This is a genomic window from Mycobacterium sp. IS-2888 (assembly GCF_001954215.1).
In the GTDB taxonomy this organism is placed as follows: domain Bacteria; phylum Actinomycetota; class Actinomycetes; order Mycobacteriales; family Mycobacteriaceae; genus Mycobacterium.
This window is the reverse complement of the sequence record NZ_MBET01000013.1, coordinates 1-22,248: the sequence shown is the minus strand read 5'-3', so window position 1 is coordinate 22,248 and position 22,248 is coordinate 1. Positions and strand designations below refer to the sequence as shown.

Annotated in this window: 14 protein-coding genes; 10 read left to right on the top strand and 4 right to left on the bottom strand. The window is 68.6% G+C overall.

Translation table 11 applies throughout. The features are described 5' to 3' along the window. Together A5745_RS02055 and A5745_RS02050 are read left to right on the top strand one after the other, a co-directional pair. Entirely contained in the window at positions 1–1,998 is a 1,998-nt protein-coding gene (locus A5745_RS02055) for a galactan 5-O-arabinofuranosyltransferase (protein WP_076114931.1), read from the top strand. Next, complete coding sequence (locus tag A5745_RS02050) at positions 1,998–5,264, top strand: arabinosyltransferase domain-containing protein (protein WP_076114930.1); 3,267 nt, start codon at positions 1,998–2,000, stop codon at positions 5,262–5,264. Before A5745_RS02055 ends, A5745_RS02050 begins: the two co-directional genes overlap by 1 nt. Positions 5,265–5,274: 10 nt before the next feature. Here the strand turns inward: A5745_RS02050 and A5745_RS02045 are convergent, their stop codons facing one another. After that, complete coding sequence (locus tag A5745_RS02045) at positions 5,275–5,625, bottom strand: hypothetical protein (RefSeq protein WP_076114929.1); 351 nt, start codon at positions 5,623–5,625, stop codon at positions 5,275–5,277. Positions 5,626–5,709: 84 nt separating this feature from the next. On the opposite strand from A5745_RS02045, the gene A5745_RS02040 reads away from it, so the two are divergent. The 7 genes from A5745_RS02040 to A5745_RS02010 all read left to right on the top strand — a co-directional run bounded on the left by A5745_RS02040 (position 5,710) and on the right by A5745_RS02010 (position 15,291). Next, positions 5,710–6,033, top strand: a complete 324-nt coding sequence (locus tag A5745_RS02040; protein WP_076063128.1) for a helix-turn-helix transcriptional regulator — start codon at positions 5,710–5,712, stop codon at positions 6,031–6,033. Beyond that, positions 6,030–6,512, top strand: a complete 483-nt coding sequence (locus A5745_RS02035; protein WP_076114928.1) for an SRPBCC family protein — start codon at positions 6,030–6,032, stop codon at positions 6,510–6,512. The genes A5745_RS02040 and A5745_RS02035 overlap by 4 nt, the downstream gene beginning before the upstream one ends. Then, positions 6,509–7,150, top strand: coding sequence for a maleylpyruvate isomerase family mycothiol-dependent enzyme (locus tag A5745_RS02030; protein ID WP_076114927.1), 642 nt, complete (start codon positions 6,509–6,511; stop codon positions 7,148–7,150). The genes A5745_RS02035 and A5745_RS02030 overlap by 4 nt, the downstream gene beginning before the upstream one ends. 70 nt (positions 7,151–7,220) lie before the next feature. Further along, positions 7,221–10,544, top strand: coding sequence for an arabinosyltransferase domain-containing protein (locus tag A5745_RS02025; RefSeq protein WP_076114926.1), 3,324 nt, complete (start codon positions 7,221–7,223; stop codon positions 10,542–10,544). After that, the gene (embB, locus tag A5745_RS02020; RefSeq protein ID WP_076114925.1) at positions 10,541–13,747 is read left to right on the top strand and encodes an arabinosyltransferase EmbB; all 3,207 of its coding nucleotides are present in this window, start codon (positions 10,541–10,543) and stop codon (positions 13,745–13,747) included. Before A5745_RS02025 ends, embB begins: the two co-directional genes overlap by 4 nt. A gap of 103 nt (positions 13,748–13,850) precedes the next feature. After that, positions 13,851–14,357 carry a hypothetical protein gene (locus A5745_RS02015; RefSeq protein ID WP_076063119.1) on the top strand — a complete coding sequence of 169 codons (507 nt, stop codon included), beginning with the start codon at positions 13,851–13,853 and terminating at the stop codon, positions 14,355–14,357. A gap of 61 nt (positions 14,358–14,418) precedes the next feature. Beyond that, on the top strand, positions 14,419–15,291 hold the full coding sequence (locus A5745_RS02010; protein ID WP_083662651.1) for an SGNH/GDSL hydrolase family protein: 873 nt from the start codon (positions 14,419–14,421) through the stop codon (positions 15,289–15,291). Here the strand turns inward: A5745_RS02010 and A5745_RS02005 are convergent. Next, positions 15,263–15,841, bottom strand: a complete 579-nt coding sequence (locus A5745_RS02005) for a dihydrofolate reductase family protein (protein ID WP_076114924.1) — start codon at positions 15,839–15,841, stop codon at positions 15,263–15,265. The two genes, A5745_RS02010 and A5745_RS02005, sit on opposite strands and share 29 nt — an antisense overlap. A 95-nt stretch (positions 15,842–15,936) precedes the next feature. On the opposite strand from A5745_RS02005, the gene A5745_RS02000 reads away from it, so the two are divergent. Then, a complete protein-coding gene (locus A5745_RS02000; protein WP_076114923.1) occupies positions 15,937–16,881 on the top strand; it encodes a sigma-70 family RNA polymerase sigma factor in 945 nt (314 codons plus the stop codon). Here the strand turns inward: A5745_RS02000 and A5745_RS01995 are convergent. Both A5745_RS01995 and A5745_RS01990 read right to left on the bottom strand, forming a co-directional pair. Then, the gene (locus A5745_RS01995; RefSeq protein ID WP_139329404.1) at positions 16,878–18,443 is read right to left on the bottom strand and encodes an acyl-CoA carboxylase subunit beta; all 1,566 of its coding nucleotides are present in this window, start codon (positions 18,441–18,443) and stop codon (positions 16,878–16,880) included. The genes A5745_RS02000 and A5745_RS01995 overlap by 4 nt on opposite strands. A gap of 8 nt (positions 18,444–18,451) precedes the next feature. Next, positions 18,452–22,248: acyltransferase domain-containing protein (locus tag A5745_RS01990; protein WP_076114921.1), on the bottom strand; the 3,797-nt coding region annotated here is incomplete at its 5' end.

Genomic DNA, 22,248 nt, shown 5'->3' with positions numbered 1-22,248 from the left:
ATGCGCAACGCACTGGCCAGTCTCGGCCAGCTGGTCTTGGCCGCGGTGGTGGCCGCGATCGTCTCGGTGGTGTCGCTGATCGCGATTGCCGGGGTCCAGTGGCCGGCCTTTCCGTCGTCGAACCAGCTGCACGCGCTGACCACCGTCGGGCAGGTCGGCTGCCTGGCCGGGCTGATCGGCGTCGGCTGGCTGTGGCGACGCGGCGGTCGCTACCCTCGGCTGCTGGCCCAGCTCGGCGGGGTGGTGTTCGTCTCGGCGTTCTCCGTCGTCACCCTGGGCATGCCGCTGGGCGCCACCAAGCTGTATCTGTTCGGCATCTCCGTCGACCAGCAGTTCCGCACGGAATACCTGACCCGGCTCGCCGACAGCCCCGCCCTACATGACATGACCTACGTCGGCCTGCCGACGTTCTACCCGCCGGGCTGGTTCTGGATCGGTGGGCGGGCGGCGGCGCTGACCGGCGTGCCGGCCTGGGAGATCTACAAGCCGTGGGCCATCACCTCGATCACCATCGCGGTCGCGGTCGCGCTGGTGCTGTGGTGGCGAATGATCCGCTTCGAGTACGCGCTGATCGTGACCACCGCGACCGCCGCGGTGACGCTGGCGTACAGCTCGCCGGAGCCCTACGCCGCGATGATCACGGTGCTGCTGCCGCCGGTGCTGGTGCTGACGTGGTCGGGCCTGCGTGCCGGTGAGCGGGGCGGCGGCGTCGCCGACCGGGCCCTAGCCGCCGAACGTGCGGCTGGCCGCACACTCGAACCCGAACGTGCGGCTGGCCGCACGCTCGGCGCAGAAGAACCAACAGCGGGCGGCTGGGCCGCGGTGGTCGGCGCCGGGATCTTCCTGGGCTGGACGGCCACGTGGTACTCGCTGCTGTTCGGCTTCGGCGCCTTCACGATGGCGCTGATGGCCCTGGTGCTGGTCGCCGCGCGCTGGCGGCAACACGGCGTCAAGGCCGCGCTCGACCCGCTGCGCCGGCTTGCCGTCATCGCCGTGATCGCGGCGGCCATCGCCAGCACCACCTGGCTGCCGTTCCTGCTGCGCGCGGCCACCAGCCCAATCAGCAACAGCGGCAGCGCCTTTCACTACCTGCCCGCCGACGGCGCCGAGCTGACCTTCCCGATGCTGCAGTTCTCGCTGCTGGGCGCCGTCTGCCTGCTGGGCACGCTGTGGCTGGTGGTGCGCGCCCGCACGTCGGTGCGGGCCGCCGCCCTGACGATCGGCGTGCTGGCCGTCTACCTGTGGTCGCTGCTGTCGATGCTGACGACGCTGGCCCGCACCACGCTGCTGTCGTTCCGGCTGCAGCCCACGTTGACCGTGCTGCTGGTCGCCGCGGGCGTGTTCGGCTTCGTGGAAGCCACCCGGTCGCTGGCCGGGCGAAGCCGCGCCGCCGCCCCGGTCGCCGCGGCGATCGGGCTGACCGCGGCGATCGCGTTCAGCCAGGACATTCCCGACGTGCTGCGGCCGGATCTGACCATCGCCTACACCGACACCGACGGCCACGGCCAGCGCGGCGATCGCCGCCCGCCCAGCTCGGAGAAGTTCTACGCCGACATCGACGCCGCGATCCTGCGCGTCACAGGCAAGCCACGCAACCAAACCGTGCTGATGACCGCCGACTACAGCTTCCTGTCCTACTACCCCTACTGGGGCTTCCAGGGATTGACGTCGCACTACGCCAACCCGCTGGCGCAGTTCGACCTGCGGGCCGCGCAGATCGAGAAGTGGTCCAAGCTAAAGACCGCCGACGACCTGATCCACGCCCTGGACACGTCCCCCTGGCCGGCGCCGACGGTCTTCCTGATGCGCCGCGGCGCCAACGGCAACTACACGCTGCGGCTGGCCGAGGACGTCTATCCCAACCAGCCAAACGTGCGCCGCTACACCGTCGATCTGCGCGCCGCCCTCTTCGACGACCCACGGTTCGTCGTCCAGACCATCGGCCCGTTTGTGCTGGCCATCCGCAGGCCCGGGGCCCAGCCGGTGACGAGCGGCTGATGGCGACCGAGACCTCGCCCAACTTGGCCGAAGAACTACCATCTACCTCCGTGAGCGACACGGGAGGAAACCACCGGATCGCTCGCATCGTTGCCGTCGTCGCCGGTCTGCTCGGGGCCGTGCTGGCGATCGCCACCCCGGTCCTGCCGGTCAACCAGACCACCGCCCAGCTCAACTGGCCGCAGAACGGCGCGTTCGAGAGCGTCGAAGCGCCGTTGATCGGCTATGTGGCCACCGAACTGAACGTCAGCGTGCCGTGTTCGGCCGCCGCCGGATTGACCGGACCGCACAATGCCGGCAAGACGGTGCTGTTGTCGACGGTGCCCAAGCAGGCCCCGAAGGCCGTCGACCGCGGCCTGCTCATCCAGCGCGCCAACGACGAGCTGGTGCTCGTGGTGCGCAACGTCCCCGTCGTCACCGCCCCGTTGAGCCAGGTGCTCAGCCCCGCCTGCCAGCGGCTGACCTTCACCGCGCACGCGGAGCGGGTCGCCGCGGAATTCGTCGGCCTGACGCAGGGACCCAACACCGAGCATCCCGGCTCGCCACTGCGCGGCGAGAAGAGCGGGTATGACTTCCGGCCCCAGATCGTCGGGGTGTTCACCGACCTGGCCGGGCCGACGCCGCCGGGCCTGAGCTTCTCGGCGACCGTCGACACCCGCTACAGCAGCAGCCCGACGCCGCTGAAGCTCGCGGCGATGATCCTCGGGGTGGTGCTGACGGCCGCGGCGCTGGTCGCGTTGCACGTCCTGGACCGGGCCGACGGCACCCGGCACCGACGGTTCCTTCCGCCACGCTGGTGGTCGATCGGCGGCCTGGACGCCCTGGTCATCGCGGTGCTGGTGTGGTGGCACTTCGTCGGCGCCAATACCTCCGACGACGGCTACATCCTGACCATGGCCCGGGTGTCCGAACATGCCGGCTACATGGCCAACTACTACCGCTGGCTAGGCACGCCAGAGGCGCCGTTCGGGTGGTATTACGACCTGCTCGCGCTGTGGGCGCACGTCAGCACCACCAGCGTCTGGATGCGCCTACCCACCCTGGTCATCGCGCTGACGTGCTGGTGGGTGATCAGCCGCGAGGTCATCCCGCGTCTGGGCCATGCCGTCAAGCGCAGCAGGGCAGCGGCGTGGACCGCGGCGGGCATGTTCCTGGCGACGTGGCTGCCGCTCGACAACGGCCTGCGCCCCGAGCCGATCATCGCCCTGGGCATCCTGCTCACCTGGTGTTCGGTGGAGCGCGCTGTGGCCACCAACCGGCTGCTGCCCGTGGCGATCGCCTGCATCATCGGTGCCTTGACACTCTTCTCCGGGCCCACCGGCATCGCGTCCATCGGTGCGCTGCTAGTCGCGATCGGACCGTTGCGAACCATCGTGCACCGCCGATCCAAACGCTTCGGCGCGCTGCCACTGCTGGCGCCGATAGCCGCCGCGGTCACCGTCACCGTGATCCTGATCTTCCGCGATCAGACCCTGGCCGGCGAGATGCAGGCCACCGCCCTCAAGCGGGCCCTGGGGCCCAGCCTGAGCTGGTTCGACGAACACATCCGCTACGAGCGGCTGTTCATGGCCAGTCCCGACGGATCGGTCGCGCGCCGCTTCGCCGTGCTGGCGCTGGTCCTCGCGCTCGGCATCACGGTGGCAATGTCGTTGCGCAAGGGGCGAATCCCGGGCACGGCCGCCGGACCGAGCCGGCGCATCGTCGGCATCACCATCATCTCGTTCGTGGCGATCATGTTCACTCCCACCAAGTGGACGCACCACTTCGGGGTGTTCGCGGGGCTGGCCGGGTCCCTCGGGGCGCTGGCCGCGGTCGCGGTGACGTCCGTCGCGATGCGTTCGCGCCGCAACCGAACCGTTTTCGCCTCCGTGGTGCTGTTCTTGGTGGCGTTGTCGTTCGCCAGCGTCAACGGCTGGTGGTACGTGTCCAATTTCGGTGTGCCATGGTCGAATTCGTTCCCACAATGGCACTACGCCTTCGCCACCACCCTGCTAGGACTGACCCTGCTGGTGCTGCTGCTGGCCGCGTGGTTCCACTTCGTCGCCCCGGACTCCTTGAGGACCCAACGGCCCCCCGGCAACCGGGTAGCCGCAATCATTCAGTCCCCCTTGGCAATTGCCGCGTGGGTGCTGGTGGTTTTCGAGGTGGCATCGCTGACCCTGGCGATGACCGCTCAGTATCCGGCCTGGTCGGTGGGGCGGTCCAATCTCGAGGCACTGACCGGGAAGTCCTGCGGCCTGGCCGAGGACGTACTGGTCGAGCAGGATCCCAACGCCGGCATGCTGGCACCGGTGGCCGCCCCGGTGGCCGATGCCCTGGGGGCCGGATTGTCGGAAGGGTTCACGCCCAACGGCATTCCCGCCGACGTCCGCGCCGACCCGGTGATGGAACGCCAGGCCGACCGCAGTTTCGTCACCGACGAAGAGAAGGGCACCACCAACCAGGCCGGCACCGAGGGCGGCACCAGCGCCGCACCGGGAATCAACGGCTCCCGCGCCCAGCTGCCCTACAACTTGGATCCGGCCCGCACACCGGTGCTGGGCAGCTGGCAGTCCGGCATCCAGGTGCCCGCCAGACTGCGCTCGGCGTGGTACCGACTTCCCGCGCGGGACCAGGCGGGACCGCTGCTGGTGGTGTCGGCGGCGGGCCGGTTCGACGCGCGCGAGGTGCAATTGCAATGGGCCACCGACGACGGGGCGGCGGGCGGACACCCGGGCGGCTCATTCCAGTTCTTCGACGTCGGCGCGTCGCCGGCGTGGCGTAACTTGCGGCTGCCGATGTCGTGGATTCCGCGCAACGCCACCCAGGTTCGCCTGGTCGCCGACGACGAGGATCTGGCGCCGCAGCACTGGATCGCGGTCACGCCGCCGCGGATTCCACAGCTGCGCACGCTGCAGGAAGTGGTGGGCTCGCACGACCCGGTGTTCCTGGACTGGCTGGTCGGTCTCGCGTTCCCGTGCCAGCGGCCGTTCGGCCATCAAAACGGTGTCGACGAGACCCCGAAATGGCGGATCCTGCCGGACCGGTTCGGCGCCGAGGCGAACTCACCGGTCATGGACAACAACGGGGGCGGGCCGCTTGGTGTCACCGAGCTGTTGGTCAAGGCGACGACGGTGGGCAGTTATCTGAAGGACGACTGGTCGCGGGACTGGGGCAGTTTGCAGCGGCTGACGCCCTATTACCCCAACGCCCAGGCCGCCCGTCTCCAGTTGGGCACGGCGACGCGCGGCGGCCTGTGGAGCCCGGCGCCGCTGCGCAGGGGTTAGCCCTCTCGCCTCACAGCCCGGGCAGGCAATTGATGAACGGTATGCACGGCGGCGACGGCGGCCGCGGCGGCGGAAACCCTTCGATGATCGTCGAATTGGTTACCGGGCTGTTCTGATCGAAATACCAAGGGTGACAGGCGTTTCTGTCCCAGTCCGGCATGTTCTTCATCACCGGCGAACCCGGGCACCATTGGTAGGTGCAGCTGTTCGTCGGGCTAGGTACCGTGCCGCCGTCCTGGCACACCATCGGGGCGGGCTGGGCGTGGCCGGTTCCCGCCGTCAGGCCCAACCCGACGACGGCGAAGCCACCCGAGAGCAACGCCCCCGCGAGCATGCGGTTCATGTTGTGAGAAATGTTCATGCCGCGAGTGGAAACGGTCAAGGTTGCTACCGATCCCAAATCGGGTATTGATGCCCTGATTCGGTAAGCCTACACTTACGGTTCGTGGTCACTTACCAAGCCGATGGCGATGCCTGGCTGGCCCTCGCGGATCGAACGCGACGGGCCATCGTGGAGCGCCTCGCGCATGGCCCCGCGGCCGTTGGTGAACTCGCCCGCGACCTCCCGGTCAGCAGGCCGGCCGTTTCGCAGCACCTCAAAGTGCTCAAGTGCGCCGGGCTGGTGCGCGACCGCGCAGCGGGAACCCGGCGCGTCTACCAGCTCGACCCGACCGGCCTCGAGGCGTTGCGCGCCGACCTGGACCGGTTCTGGACGCGGGCGCTGGCCAACTACGCGAAGGCCGTTGACATAGAAGGAGATGGATCATGACCCGAACCCCGAGCATCCAGCACCGCGTCGTGGTCAACGCCGGGATCGAGCGCGCGTTCGCCGTCTTCACCGAGCGCTTCGGCGACTTCAAGCCGCGCGAGCACAACCTGCTGGCCGTCCCGATCGCCGAGACGGTATTCGAGCCCCGCGTCGGCGGACACATCTATGACCGCGGGGTCGACGGCAGCGTGTGCCAATGGGCGCGCGTACTGGTCTACGAGCCTCCCACCCGCCTGGTGTTCAGCTGGGACATCGGTCCGACCTGGCAGATCGAACCCGATCAGTCGAAGACCAGCGAGGTCGAGGTCCGCTTCACCGCGGAGTCCGACCGGCGCACCCGCGTCGACCTCGAGCACCGCCACCTGGACCGGCACGGCGCCGGCTGGCAGTCGCTCGCCGAGGGCGTCGACGGCGACGCCGGCTGGCCGCTGTATCTGGCCCGCTACACCGGCCTCTTCGCCGCCGGGGTTCGGCCATGACCGCACGAGGGACCCAATCGCTGATGAGCATGGCCCGCGCCGAACGGGCCGATCTCGCGGAATTCCTGGCCACCCTGACCCCGTCGGACTGGGAGGCGCCCAGCCTGTGTTCCAAGTGGACCGTCAAAGACGTTGTCGCGCATGTGATCAGCTATGAAGAGCTCGGCACCCTGGGCCTGCTGAAGCGCTTCGCGAAGGGCTGGATCGTGCAGGCCAACCAGGTGGGTGTCGACGAATTCACGGCGCTGAGCCCGCAACAGCTGCTGGGGTTTCTGCGCGATCACCTCGAACCACGTGGATTGACAGCAGGTTTCGGCGGCATGATCGCGCTCGTCGACGGCACGATCCATCATCAAGACATCCGGCGCGCGCTGGGGCGGCCGCGCACCATCCCGGCGGATCGGCTCGAGCGGGTTCTCGGCCTGGTGCCCGGCAATCCCCGACTGGGCGCCGGACGCCGGATCAGGGGATTGCGACTACGCGCCACCGACGTCGACTGGGCACATGGCCGCGGCCCCGAGGTGACCGGCACCGGCGAAGCCTTGCTGATGGCGATGTCGGGCCGCCGCGCGGCCCTGGCGGACCTCGACGGTCCCGGCCGCGCCACGCTGGCCGCTCGACTGCCGGCGCCGGCGTAGCGCTTTTTCAAGCGGCCATCGCCGCGTCCGTCGCCGGGGTCCATAGCGCCGTCCCCTACGATCGAGCCTCGTGCCCCACGACGGTAGTCAGCGATCGCAGCGGACCCCGCGCTTGATCGCCACCGTCGCGGGCCTCGTGGGTCTGCTGTTGTGCGTCATCGTCCCGTTGCTGCCGGTCAAGCAGACGACGGCGACCGTGCTGTGGCCCCAGGGCAGCGCGGACGGGCACGTCACCCAGATCACCGCGCCGCTGGTGTCCGGCGCGCCGCGGGCCCTGGACATCTCCATCCCCTGCCCGGCGATCACCACGTTGCCCGCCGACGGCGGCCTGGTGCTGTCGACCCTGCCGGCCGGCGGGGTGGACGCCGGCAAAAACGGGCTCTTCGTGCGGGCCAACAAGGACACCGTCGTCGTCGCCTTCCGGGACACCGTGGCCGCGGTCGCACAGCGGTCGGCGATCGCCGCCGGCGCCTGCAGCGTGCTGCACATCTGGGCCGACGCCGGGGTTGCCGGCGCGGATTTCGTGGGCATCCCCGGCGCCTCGGGGCTGCTGCCGTCAGAAAAGAAGCCGCAGGTCGGCGGGATCTTCACCGACATGAAGGTGCCCGCACAGCCGGGATTGTCCGCCCGCATCGACATCGACACCCGCTTCATCACCGCGCCCACCCTTACGAAAAAGGTGGCGATGATCGCGGGCGCGCTCGCGGTGCTCGTCGCCATCCTGGCGATGGCGACCCTGGACCGGCGCAGCCGCGGCGACACGCTGATCAACTGGCGCTCGCCGATCGTGTGGCTGTCGCGGTACCGTCCGCGCGCGCACTGGGCGACGTGGTGGCGGGTGGGCGCCGCGACGTGGCTCGCTGACCTCGGGGTCATCGGGACCCTGCTGCTGTGGCATGTCATCGGCGCCACCTCGTCCGACGACGGCTACAACCTGACCATCGCCCGGGTCGCGCCGAAGGCCGGCTACGTCGCCAACTATTACCGGTACTTCGGCACGACGGACGCGCCGTTCGACTGGTATCTCGCGGTGCTGTCCAAACTGGCGTCGGTCAGCACCGCCGGCGTGTGGATGCGGCTGCCGGCCCTGCTGGCCGGGATCACCTGCTGGCTGATCATCGGTCACTGGGTGCTGCGACGGCTGGGCCCCGCGCGGGGCGGCCTGGCCGCCAACCGGGTGGCGGTGTTGACCGCGGGCGTGGTGTTTCTGGCCGCGTGGCTGCCGTTCAACAACGGCCTGCGGCCCGAGCCGCTGATCGCGCTCGGCGTGCTGGTCACCTGGATGCTGGTGGAGCGCGCCATCGCGCTGGGGCGGCTGGCCCCCGCGGCGGTCGCCATCATCGTCGCGATGCTGACCGTGACGCTGGCGCCGCAGGGACTGATCGCCGTCGCCGCGCTGCTCACCGGCGCCCGGGCCATCGCCCGAACGATCCGTCGGCGCCGGGCGACCGACGGCCTGCTGGCGCCACTGCTGGTGCTGGGCGCGTCGCTGTCGCTGATCACCCTGGTGGTGTTCCGCAGCCAAACGCTGGCCACCGTCGCCGAGTCGGCTCGCATCAAATACAAGGTCGGTCCGACGATCGCCTGGTATCAGGACTTCCTGCGCTACTACTTCCTGACCGTGGAATCCAATCCCGACGGATCGATGTCGCGGCGATTCGCGGTCCTGGTGATGCTGCTCTGCCTGTTCGGCGGGCTGGTGGTGCTGCTGCGGCGCGGCGGGGTGCCCGGTCTGGCCAGCGGCCCTGCGTGGCGACTGATCGGCACCACCGCGGTCGGCCTGCTGCTGCTGCATTTCACGCCGACGAAGTGGGCCGTGCAGTTCGGCGCGTTCGCCGGGCTGGCGGGCGCGCTCGGTGCGCTCGCCGCGTTCACCTTCATGCGGATCGGCCTGCACAGCCGGCGCAACCTGACGCTGTACGTCACCGCGCTGCTGTTCGTGCTGGCGTGGGCGACATCGGGCATCAACGGCTGGTTCTACGTCGGCAACTACGGGGTGCCGTGGTTCGACATCCAGCCGGTCATCGCGAGCCATCCGGTGACGTCGATGTTCTTGACGTTGTCGATCTTCACCGGGTTGCTGGCCGCTTGGTACCACTTCCGCATGGACTACGCCGGGCACACCGAGGTCAAGGACAACCGGCGAAACCGCGTGCTGGCCTCCACGCCGCTGCTGGTAGTCGCGACGATCATGGTCGTCGGCGAGGTCGCCTCGCTCGCCAAGGGGGCGGCGGTCCGCTACCCGCTTTACACCACCGGCAAGGCCAACCTGGCCGCGATCACCTCGGGCCTGTCGCCGACCAGCTGCGCCATGGCCGACGACGTCCTGACCGAGCCCGACCCCAATGCCGGTCTGCTGCAACCGGTTCCGGGACAGAGCTTCGGCCCCGACGGCCCGCTCGGGGGCGTCAAGCCGGTCGGCTTCAAGCCCGAGGGTGTGGGCGACGACCTGCAGTCCGACCCGGTGGTGAGCAAGCCCGGGGTGGTGAACTCCGACGCGTCGCCCAACAAACCCAACGTCGCCTACAGCGACTCCGCCGGCACCGCGGGCGGAAAGGGTCCGGTCGGGGTGAACGGGTCGCACGCGGCGCTGCCATTCGGCCTGGACCCGGCCCGCACCCCGGTGATGGGCAGCTACGGCGAGAACACGCTCGCCGCCACCGCCACGTCGTCGTGGTACCAATTGCCGCCGCGCACCGCGGACCGGCCGCTGGTGGTGGTCTCGGCCGCGGGAGCGATCTGGTCCTACAAAGAGGACGGCACCTTTACCTACGGGCAGTCCCTGAAACTGCAGTGGGGCGTCAGCCGTCCCGACGGCACCACCCAGCCGCTCGGTGAGGTGTATCCGATCGACTTCGGTCCGCAGCCGGCGTGGCGCAACCTGCGCTTCCCATTGACGTGGGCTCCGCCGGAGGCCAACGTGGCGCGCATCGTCGCCTACGACCCGAACCTGAGTTCCGAGCAATGGTTCGCGTTCACGCCGCCGCGGGTGCCGGTGCTGGAAACCCTGCAGCAGCTGATCGGGTCGCAGACGCCGGTGCTGATGGACATCGCCACCGCCGCCAACTTCCCGTGCCAGCGGCCTTTCTCGGAACACCTTGGCGTTGCGGAACTTCCGCGCTACCGCATCCTGCCCGAGCGCAAGCAGACGGCGGTGTCGTCGAACCTGTGGCAGTCCAGCGAGGCCGGCGGCCCGTTCCTGTTCCTGCAGGCGATGCTACGCACCTCGACGATCTCCACCTACCTGCGCGGCGACTGGTACCGGGACTGGGGATCGGTCGAGCAGTACTACCCGCTGGTGCCAACGCAGCAGGCGCCGGACGCCGTCGTCGAACAGGGTGTGATCACAGTGCACGGCTGGAGCCGGCAAGGACCGATTAGGGCCCTCCCATGAGCGCGACCACCGTTGCGGGCAACGTACGGGTGACGCGCTGGGTGGCGACGATCGCCGGGCTGGTCGGATTCATCCTGTCGGTCGCGACACCGCTGCTGCCCGTCGTGCAGACCACCGCGACGCTGAACTGGCCGCAAAACGGCCAGCTGAATAACGTTACGGCGCCGTTGATTTCGCTGAACCCGGTCGATGTGACGGCAACCGCGCCGTGCTCGGTGGTGCGCGACCTGCCGCCCGAGGGCGGGGTCGTGCTGAGCACCGCGCCCAAGAAGGGCAAGGACGCCGCGCTCAATGCGTTGTTCGTCGTCGTCAACGGCCAGCGCGTCGACGTCACCGACCGCAACGTGGTGATCGCCAGCGTGTCCCGGGATCAGGCCGCATCGCCGCAATGCCAGCGCATCGAAGTCACGTCCACGCGCGCGGGCACCTTCGCGACCTTTGTCGGGTTGACCGACGCCGCGGGCAAGCCGGCGGGCGGCGGTTTCGCCGATCCGAACCTGCGCCCGCAGATCGTCGGGGTGTTCACCGATCTGAGCGGTCCCGCCCCGCCCGGGCTGCGGCTGTCGGCGACGATCGACACCCGTTTTTCCACCACGCCGACGACGCTCAAGTTGCTTGCGATGGTGCTGGCGATCGTGTCGACGATCGTGGCGCTGATCGCGCTGTGGCGCCTGGACCAGCTGGACGGCCGCCGGATGCAGCGCTGGATCCCGACCCGATGGCGCAAGTTCACGCTCGTGGACGCCGCGGTGATATTCGGGTTCCTGCTGTGGCACATCATCGGCGCGAACTCCTCCGACGACGGCTACATCCTGGGCATGGCCCGGGTCGCCGACCACGCCGGCTACATGTCCAACTACTTCCGTTGGTTCGGCAGCCCGGAGGATCCGTTCGGCTGGTACTACAACCTGCTGGCGTTGATGACCCACGTCAGCGACGGCAGCCTGTGGATGCGGTTGCCGGACCTGATCGCGGGGCTGGTGTGTTGGCTGCTGCTGTCGCGTGAGGTGCTGCCGCGATTGGGGCCTGCGGTGACGTCCAGCACGGCCGCGAACTGGGCGGCGGGCATGGTGCTGCTGACCGCGTGGATGCCGTTCAACAACGGTCTGCGCCCCGAGCCGATCATCGCGCTCGGTTCGCTGCTCACCTGGGTGCTGATCGAGCGGTCGATGTGCGCCTCCCGATTGACGCCGGCGGCGCTGGCGGTGGTGACCGCCGCGTTCACCCTGGGGGTGCAGCCCACCGGGCTGATCGCGGTGGCCGCGCTGGTCGCCGGTGGCCGCCCGATCCTACGCATCCTGGTCCACCGCCATCGGGTGGTCGGCACCTGGCCGCTGGTGGCCCCGATGCTCGCGGCCGGGTTCGTGATCCTGACCGTGGTGTTCGCCGACCAAACCCTGGCAACGGTGTTGGAGGCCACCAGAATTCGCACCGCGATCGGCCCGAGCCAGGCCTGGTACACCGAGAACCTGCGCTACTACTACCTCATCCTGCCGACCGTCGACGGTTCGTTGTCGCGCCGCTTCGGTTTTCTGATCACCGCACTGAGCCTGTTCACGGCGGTGTTCATCATGTTGCGGCGCAAGCGGATTCCCGGTGTCGCCCGCGGGCCGGCGTGGCGGCTGATGGGCGTCATCTTCGCCACCATGTTCTTCCTGATGTTCACCCCGACCAAGTGGGTGCACCACTTCGGGCTGTTCGCCGCGGTGGGCGCGGCGATGGCCGCGCTGACCACCGTGCTGGTGTCACCGTCGGTGTTGCGCTGGTCGCGCAACCGGATGGCCTTCCTGGCCGCCGTGCTGTTCCTGATGGCGTTGTGCTTTGCCACCACCAACGGCTGGTGGTACGTCTCCAGCTACGGCGTGCCGTTCAACAGCATCATGCCGAAGATCGCTGGAATCAGCATCAGCACAATATTTTTCATCCTGTTCGCGGTCGCCGCGCTCTACGCGGTCTGGTTGCACTTCGCGTCCAGGAGCCACGGCGAGGGCCGGCTGGCCCGGGCGTTGACGACCGCGCCGATCCCGATCGCGGCCGGCTTCATGGTGCTGGTGTTCATCGCGTCGATGGTCGCCGGGATCGTGCGTCAATACCCCACTTACTCCAACGGCTGGGACAACCTGCGGGAGTTCGCCGGCGGCTGCGGGCTGGCCGACGATGTGCTCGTCGAGCCGGACAGCAATGCGGGCTTCATGGCGCCCCTGCCGGGCAACTCGGGTTCTTGGGGCCCTTTGGGCCCCTTGGGCGGCGTCAACCCGGTCGGGTTTACGCCCGACGGGGTGCCGGAACACACTGTGGCCGAGGCGATTCGGATGACGCCCAACCAGCCCGGCACGGACTACGACTGGGATGCGCCGACGAAGCTGACCACGCCCGGCGTCAACGGGTCGGTGGTACCGCTGCCCTACGGGCTGGACCCCGCGCGGGTTCCGCTGGCCGGCAGCTACACCACCGGTGCGCAACAGCAGAGCAGGCTGACATCGGCGTGGTACCAGCTGCCCAAGCCGGACGACGGGCATCCGCTGGTCGCGGTGACGGCCGCGGGCAAGATCGCCGGAAACAGTGTCCTGCACGGGCATACCAACGGCCAGACGGTGGTGCTGGAATACGGCATGCCCGGCCCCGGCGGCGACGTCGTTCCCGCCGGCAGGCTGGTGCCGTACGACCTCTACGGCGAGCAGCCGAAGGTGTGGCGCAACCTGCGCTTTGCCCGGTCCCAGATGCCCGCCGGCGCGGTTGCGGTCCGGGTGGTGGCCGAGGACCTGTCGCTGACGCCGGAGGACTGGATCGCGGTGACGCCGCCGCGGGTGCCCGAGCTGCGCTCGCTGCAGGAGTACGTCGGCTCGTCGCAACCGGTGTTGCTCGACTGGGCGGTCGGGCTTGCCTTCCCCTGCCAGCAGCCGATGCTGCACGTCAACGGCGTCACCGAAATCCCGAAATTCCGGATCACCCCGGACTACACGGCCAAGAAGATGGACACCGACACGTGGGAGGACGGCACCAACGGCGGCCTGCTGGGCATCACCGACTTGCTGCTGCGGGCCCACGTGATGTCCACCTATCTGTCCCGTGACTGGGGCCGCGACTGGGGTTCGTTGCGCAAGTTCGACACCATTGCCGACGCGCATCCCGCGCAACTCGACCTGGGCACCGCGACCCGCACGGGATGGTGGTCGCCCGGTGAGATCCGCATCAAGCCCTGATTGACCTTCCGGTAATTGCGGCCGGGGGTTTAATTTCGGCCCGCTCGGGTCAATACTTATTTCCCTTGTGAGCTGGCCAACATATGCGGGAAAAGGTGACCCAATGCACACACTGACTCGTCTGGGCGCATGCGCGGCAACGCTGGGTGTGGTGATCACTCCCGCGGCGACATTTGAAATGGTGAAGGCCGCCGCCGAGAGCGGCACCCGGGTCGGCCTGCTGGCCGATCTCCGCCGGTGCGATTTCAGCCTGGTGGTCAACGGGCCTCCCGTGCAGTTCCCGAGGCTCGGTAGCGGCTCGGTCCTGATAACGAGGGCCGGGTCAACAGCGATCGCCCAGGTGCAGCTGGCGGACCCCGCCCGGCCGGGCACGCATTTCGATGTCGGCCTGATTCAGGAACCCCTGCCGTCGACTGCTACGTGCGGGCCCGGGGATCCCGGCACCGCGTTTACCGGCATGGACACTGACGGAGCCGGCAATGCGACGGTGACGATTCAGGACACCATCCGGCAGGGCACGACTGGAGTCTGGGTGATTATCGAGCGTGGTGACCCGCACTCGCAGAACCCGGCCGAGTACTACACCTCCGAGTACCTAGTACCCGTATAGGCCGACGCAGCGGCCGCGGGGGTGCCATGGCGGCCCAGCGCGGGATGAAACACTGGGGCATATGCTCTCGACGCGCCTGTGCCTCGCATCGCTGGTCGGTGCCGCGGCGGTCGCTTGCGCCGGACCCCATGCAGCCACCCCGCCGCTTGGCCGGCTGAACTATGTGGCGCTGGGCGACTCGATGGCCGCCGCGCCGGGTGTGCCGGACCCGGCGCCCCCCACCGGCTGCCGCAAGTCGACCAACGATTACCCGTCGGTGCTCGCGCGGCGGCTCGGCGCGACCAGGTTCACCGACGTCACCTGCAGCGGCGCGATCACCGAGGACATCACCGATCACGCACAGGAGACGAAGGATGGGATGGTCGGACGCCAGATCGACGCGGTCCGGGCGGCCACCGACCTGATCACCATCACCGTCGGGGCCAATGACGTCGGACTGGCCGCCGACGCAGAAGGGTGCGAGGTCAAATCGCCCAACCCCGCGCCGTGCACCGCGGATTTCGTGTCCGGCGCCGTCGACCGGATTTCGGCGGCGATCGACGGGCACGTCCGCGGGTGGAGCATGCTGATCGACGAGGTTCGGGCGGAGGCGCCGAAGGCGCGGATCGTGTTGGTGGGCTACGGGACCCTGATCCGGCCCGGTGGCTGCTTTCCCGGGCAGCCGGTGCTGCCGCACGACTCCGACTACCTGCAGGCGAAATTCAACGAACTCGACGACCGGCAACGTCAACTGGCCGCCGACAAGGGGATCGAGTACTTCGACACCAGGCCGATGTTCCAGGGCCACGACATCTGCGCCTCGCCCGCCGATCGCTACGTTTCTGGCTACGAGGTGACCGACCCCGCGGTTCCCTTGCACCCCACCGCTTTTGGCGCGACGGCCGTGGGCGACGCGCTGGCCGGGTTCATCGGCCCGGCCGGCGCTCGTAGGTGAGCAGCACCAGGCCGTCGCCGACCGTGCGGACGTCGACGCGGCGCAGGCGTTTCGTGCCACTGATCTCGCCGAACGGGCGCGCGCCGGGGCCGAGCACGAACGGGAAGACCATCACCCGCCACTCGTCGACGAGGTCGTGTTCCACCAGCGCGTGCACCAGCCGGAAGCTTCCGTAGACGACGATGTCCCCGTCGACGTTTCGGCGCAAAGCGTCGACCTCGCGCAGTGGGTCGCCCGCCAGCACCGTCGTGTTGTTCCACTTCGGGTCGTGCAGGGTCGCCGACACCACGTGCTTGGGCAGGCTGTTCAATCGGTCCGCCCACCGGCCGGTGCGCGACGGCCAGCGCGCGGCGAAGAACTCATAGGTTCGCCGGCCCAGCAGCAGGGCCTCGGCGCCGAGCGCCTCGTCGAGCTCGGCCTCGGCCCAGGCGTCGTGGTCGCGTTCGTCGATCCGGCCGAACCAGCCGCCGACCCTGAAACCCTCGTCGCCGGTCGGGTCCTGCCCGACTCCGTCGAGCGAGACGTTCTCGCTGACGATGATCTTTCCCATCCTTGCCCTTCCGTCGGTGTTGTCGGCTACCACTAATGGAGACACCGCCCCGTGCGCCGTCGGGTCGGTGTCTGTACGGATGGAGGTGACGCGAGGTGGTGGTCGGCGATCCGTACCGGGAGCTGATCGAGCCGTACCGCCGGGAACTGCAGGTGCACTGCTACCGGATGCTCGGATCCCTGCAGGACGCCGAGGACGCTCTGCAGGACACGCTGCTGGCGGCGTGGCAGGGACTGGCGGGGTTCGAGGGACGCGCCTCGCTGCGCACCTGGCTCTACCGGATCGCCACGAACCGCTGCCTCAACGCCCGTCGTGCGGCGAGCCGGCGCGCGGCCAAGGAGTGGGACGTGCCCGATGTCGAACCGCCCGAGCCCACCCGTGTGGGTGAAGTCGTCTGGCTAGAGCCCTTTCCCGACGGGCCGGAGGCTCGCTACGAGCAGACCGAATCCATCTCACTGGCTTTCATTGCCGCCCTTCAGGTTCTGCCGCCTCGTCAGGTCGCGGTGCTGGTGCTGCGCGACGTCCTCGGATTCGACACGAACGAGGTGGCCGACATGCTCGACGCCAGTGTCGAATCGGTCAAGAGCGCACTCAAGCGGGCACGTGCCGGGCTTCGAGGCAGGTTGACGACCGCCGGCGAACCGCCACCGGCCCGCGGATCGCCCGCCGAGGAGGCGGTCGTGGCGAAGTTTGTCCGCGCGTGGGAGTCTGCCGACCTCGATGCGCTGGTGGCCCTGTTGACCGACGACGTGTTCATGTCGATGCCGCCGATGCCGTTCGAATACGAGGGTCGCGACGTCGTGGCCCGCTTCTGCGCGGCCCTGTTCGATGCGGGCCGCAGGTTCGAGCTTGTGCCGACGCGCGCCAACGGTCAGCCGGCGTTCGGCGCCTACCTCCGCACGCCCACCGGAATCAGCCACGGGGTAGGCCTGTATGTCCTGGGTCTCGCCGGCGAGCGCATCTGCGCGATGACCCGCTTCGACAACAGCGTGCTCGCGAGGTTCGGGCTGCCGCGTTCGATCGCGCGCGAGGAAACCTAAATCGGGATCAGCCCGTGCTTACGTGCGGTTCGGAACCACAGTTGCTTGTCCCGCAACAGATGCAGCGACCGGCGCAGCAACAGCCTGGTCTGGTGCGGGTCGATGACCGCATCGATGAATCCCCGCTCGGCGGCGGTCCACGGGATCGCCATGTTGAGGTTGTAACCCTCGATGAAGTCCTTCTTGATCTGCTGCGCCTCGGGGATGGTCGGGTCCGGGAACCGCTTCATCAGCAGCTGCGCGGCCCCCTCGGCGCCGATCACCGCGATGCGCGCGGTCGGCCAGGCGAAGTTGAAGTCGGCGGTCAGCTGCCGCGATCCCATCACGGCGTAGGCGCCGCCGTAGGACTTGCGGACGGTGATGGTCACCTTCGGCACGTCGGCCTCGACCACCGAGTACAGGAACCGGCCGCCGCGTTTGATGATGCCGTTCTTCTCCTGTTCGGCGCCCGGCAGGAAGCCGGGGGTGTCCACCACGAAGACCAGCGGGATGTTGAACGCGTCGCAGAATCGGATGAATCGCGCGGCCTTGTCGGAGGCTTCGTTGTCGATCGAACCGGACAGGTGCATGGGCTGGTTGGCGATCACGCCCACCGGACGCCCGTCGACCCGCGCGTACCCGGTGATGATGGCCGGGCCGTGTTGCGCGGCCACTTCCAGGAAGTCGCCGTCGTCGAAGATGCGCAGCAGGATCTCGTGCATGTCGTAGGCCATGTTGTCCGAGTCCGGCACGATCGAGTCGAGCTCCAGATCGGTCGGAGTGGTCTCGGGCTCGAGGCCGGGGTTGATGATCGGCGGCTCGCTGACGGCGCTCGACGGCAGGAACGACAGGAAGTCGCGCACGTACTGGAACGCCTCGGCCTCGGAGTCGACCACCTGGTGGATGTTGCCGTAGCGGGCCTGCGCGTCGGAGCCGCCGAGCTCGTCGAGGGTGACCTCTTCGCCGGTGACTTCCTGGATCACGTCGGGCCCGGTGACGAAGAAGTAGCCCTGGTCGCGCACCGAGACCAGCAGGTCGTCCTGGATCGGCGAATACACCGCTCCCCCAGCGCATTTCCCGAAGATCAGCGAGATCTGCGGTACCAGCCCGGACAGCGCCTCGTGTCGGCGGCCCAGTTCGGCGTACCACGCCAACGAGGTGACCGCGTCCTGAATCCGTGCACCACCCGAGTCCTGGATGCCGATGATCGGGCAACCGACCATCGCGCACCATTCCATCAGCCGCGCGACCTTGCGGCCGAACATCTCCCCGACGGTGCCCTGGAACACGGTCTGGTCGTGGGAGAACACCCCGACCGGCCGGCCGTCGATCAGGGCGTGCCCGGTGACGCACCCGTCGCCGTAGAGCGCGTTCGGGTCGTTCGGCGTTTTGGCCAGCGCCCCGGTCTCCAGGAAGGTGCCCGGATCGACCAGCGCGTGCACGCGGGCGCGGGCGCTGGGGATGCCCTTTTTGTCGCGCTTGGCGACGGCCTTCTCACCGCCGGGCTCTTTGGCCAATTCCAGGCGACGGTGGAGCTCGGCCAGCTTCTCCGCGGTGGTGTGCTGGATGGGAGCTGGCGCCATCTCCGTCACTACTTGCCTACCTCACTTGTCTGACCGGCTTGCGCCTCCACCTTATTCAGCGCGTCGGTGAGGTGGGCACCGACCTTGCCGATGATCGGTTCGTCGATGGCCTGGATGTGCTCGCCGCCGATCGGGACCACTTCCAGGTCCGCCACGTACTCGCCCCAGCCGCCGTCGGGCTGACGGATCGCGTACCGCGGCTCGAATTCGATGACGTCATCGTGGTAGCGATCGGCCATGTAGAGGGTCACGTGGCCGTCGTACGGCTCGATCTCGACGGTCTCGAGCGCCCGGTTGTCCAGATAGGACGTCCGCTGGTGCTCGACGATGCCACCCGGAATCTGCACACCGCTCTGCTGGACGATGTCCAACACGAACTTGACCTGACCCTCGTCGTCGAGTTCCTCGAGCTGCTCGTAGGGGATCTCCGGAATTTCGACGTTGAAGGTGCGTTCGGCGAACTTCGCGTACCGGTCCCAGCGCTTGCGGGTTTCCTCCCGGGTCTGCGGGATCTCCTCGCCGGCGCGCACCGTGTCGATCAATCCGACGAACGCGACGTTGGCGCCCATCCGCTTGAGTCCGATGGCGCAGGCGTACGCCAATGCGCCGCCCAGCGACCAACCGACCAGGACGAACGGCTTGTCCCCGTTGAGTTCCAGGAGTTTGGGCACGTACTGGGCGGCCCTTTCCTGCACGGAACCTTCGACCCGCTCGAACCCGTACATCGGGGTGCCCGCGGGCAGGCGGTTGAGCAGTGGCTCGTAGACCACGGTCGAACCGCCGGCCGGGTGGAACACGAACACCGGTATTTGCGAATCGTCCTGCGGCGCCCTGATGGTGCGGACGAAGCCGTCGATCTGCCCGGCCTCGAAGTAGCCGCGGATCTTTTCGGCCAGCGCCTCGATGGTCTCCGACGTCAACACGTCCTCGGCGGTGATCGGACCCTCGGCGCGCTCCGAAAGCCGCTGCGCCATCTTTGCGGCGGTGTCTTCGTCGAGCTTGGGCAGCGGGTTGAAGATGCCGCCCGCCGACTTGCCCGTGACGATCGCCCAGGTGGCGAACGTGACCCGCTCTGCGGCGTCGCGCGGGGGCACGTCGGAGTTCAGCGCCTTGGCCACCGCCTCCTGGCTGAGCGCTGCCGCCAGGTTCGGCTGCGCGCCGTTGCTCGAGGGCCCCGACGGATCCGTCGGCGGCGGGGGAATCGGCGTGTCCGACGACGGCGGTGCCGGCTGGGTCTCGGGTTCGGCCTGAGGGTCCGGATCCGGCGCGGCGACCGATGCCGGCGTTGCCCCGCTGAGCAGCTGGGCCTGCTCCTTGGCGATCTCCTCGGGCGTCAGCGTCTTTTGGTGCTCGTGTAGCTGCTCGACCTCGTCGCGGTGCTCGATCGCGTACTCGATGAGCTTCTCGACTGCGTAGAGATTGGCGTCCCGCACCGCCGTCAATTGGATTGGGGGAAGGTCGAAGTCGTATTCGACGCGGTTCTTGATCCGCACCGCCATCAGCGAATCCAGGCCGAGCTCGATCAGCGGCACCTCCCAGGGCAGGTCCTCGGGCTCGTAGCCCATGGCCGCCGAGACGATCAGGCCGAGCCGCTCCGCGATGGTCTCACCGGAATCCGGTGACCACCGACCCACGTTGGACGGCAGGTAGCGGTTGGTGAGGCTGTCCGACAGCGTTTCGGCGTCGGACTCCTCGACGGGCGCCGCGGGCGCCTCGGGCGCGGCGACCGTGCTGGGTGCGGCGGCGATCGTCGCTCCGGCGCCCACCGCGGTCGGCAACGCGGCGACACCCGAACCCCCCCGGGACACCAGCGCGTCGTAAACCAGAGTGAACGATTCGTCGATGCGGGCATGCACCTGGACCGAGGCCCCGCCCGGGTGCCGGGTCATCGTTGTCACCAGCCGCGCACCCGCGCCGGGCACCGCGCGCTGCTCGGACGCCACCAACTGCGCATCCGGAAGCACTTGTGTCGCAGCGGATTTCACCAGCGCGGCCAGGTCCGTATCGCCGTTGCGCGGCGCGTATTCCCAGACGTGCCGGCCGTCCGGCAACGCGACATGGGTTCCCGGCATGATCACCGAGCCGTCGCCGGAGAAGTGCACGTCCAGCCAGTGCTCTTTGCGCTTGAACCTCGTCGGCGGGATGTTCGCGTAATCCTCGGGACCCTGCGCCCGGCTGAACAGGGTGCGGATGTCCAAGTCGTGGCCGTGGACATAGAGCTGGGCCATGGCCGAGATCATCGACTCGACATCGTCCTGCTTTTTGGCCAGCGTCGGAATCAGTTGGGCGTCATGAAGACCCGCGGCAGCGGTGGTGAGGCCGATCTGCATCAGCGCCACCGGGTTGGGTGCGAGCTCCAGGAACGTGGTGTGGCCGGCGTCGACGGCGTTGCGGATGCCGTGGGTGAAGTAGACGGAGTGCCGCATGCCCTTGACCCAGTAGGCGACGTCGTGGATCGGCTCGCCGCCGGGCTTGATGTAGTTGCCCTCGTGCACAGTCGAGAAGATCCCGACGGTTGGGCTCATGGGCGCGATGCCCTGCAGCTCCGCGGAGAACTCGCCGAGCAGCGGGTCCATTTGCGAGGTGTGGCCGGCGCCCTTGGTCTGCAGCTTGCGGGCGAAGCGGCCCTCCGCCTCGGCCCGGGCGACGATCGCGTCGATCTGCTCGGGCGGCCCGCCGATCACGGTCTGGCTGGGTGCGGCGTAGACGCACACCTCCAGGCCGGGAAAATCGCCGAACACGGTCTTCAACTCGTCGGCGGAGTACTCGACGAGGGCCATCAGCCGGATGTATTCGCCGAACAGCATCGCCTCGCCCTCGCCCATCAGGTGCGAGCGTGAGCAGATGACGCGGGTCGCGTCGGCCAATGACAGTCCGCCGGAGAAGTAGGCCGATGCGGGCTCACCGAGCGACTGGCCAACCACCGCAGCGGGTTTGGCGCCATGGTGCTTGAGCAGCTCACCCAGTGCGATCTGGATCGCGAAGATGACGACGTTGGAAGTCTCGATGCCGTATTCGTGCGAGTCGTCGAGGATCAGCTCGAGCACCGAGTAACCCCGCTCGTCCTGGATCAGCGCGTCGACCTTCTCGATCCATTCGGCAAAGACCTCGTTGCGCAGGTACAGGCTCTTGCCCATCTTGCGGTGCTGCGCACCGAAACCGGCCATCGCCCACACCGGGCCGCTGGTTACCGGGCCGTCGGTGCTGAACACGTTCGGCTTCTGTTTGCCCTCGGCGATCGCCCGCAGGCCCTTGATCGCCTCTTCGTGGTCGTGGGCCAGCACCACGGCGCGGGAGCGGCCGTGGTTGCGACGCGACAGCGCCCGGCCGATCGACTCCAGCGACGACGCCTGCCCTTCCGGGCTTTCCATCCAGTCGGCGAGCTCGGCGGCGGCGGCCCTCTTGCGCGACGTCAGAAACGCGGACACCGCGAGCGGGATCAGCGGCTTGGTCGGCTCCGACTCCTCTTGTGCGGCAAGCTCTTCCAGCGCGATCTCTTTGAGGCGCAGCGCCTCGTCGGTGACCCCGGGAAGCTCGTATTCTTCCTCTTGCGTCTCCGACGCGTCGGGAATGATGTTGCCGAAATCGTCGAACCGCAGCGAGTGGCTTTCCAGCGTGGGGGCTTCGGCCGTCTCGGTTTCGGGGCCCGACTCGACCTCGGGCGCGGGTTCGGGCTCCCGCTCGATGACGTCGCGGGGCAGCACCTCGCGCACCACCAGGTGCGCGTTGGCCCCGCCGAAGCCGAAGCTGGACACCCCGGCCAGGGCGTAACCGCCGTAGCGCGGCCAATCGGCCGGGGAGTCGA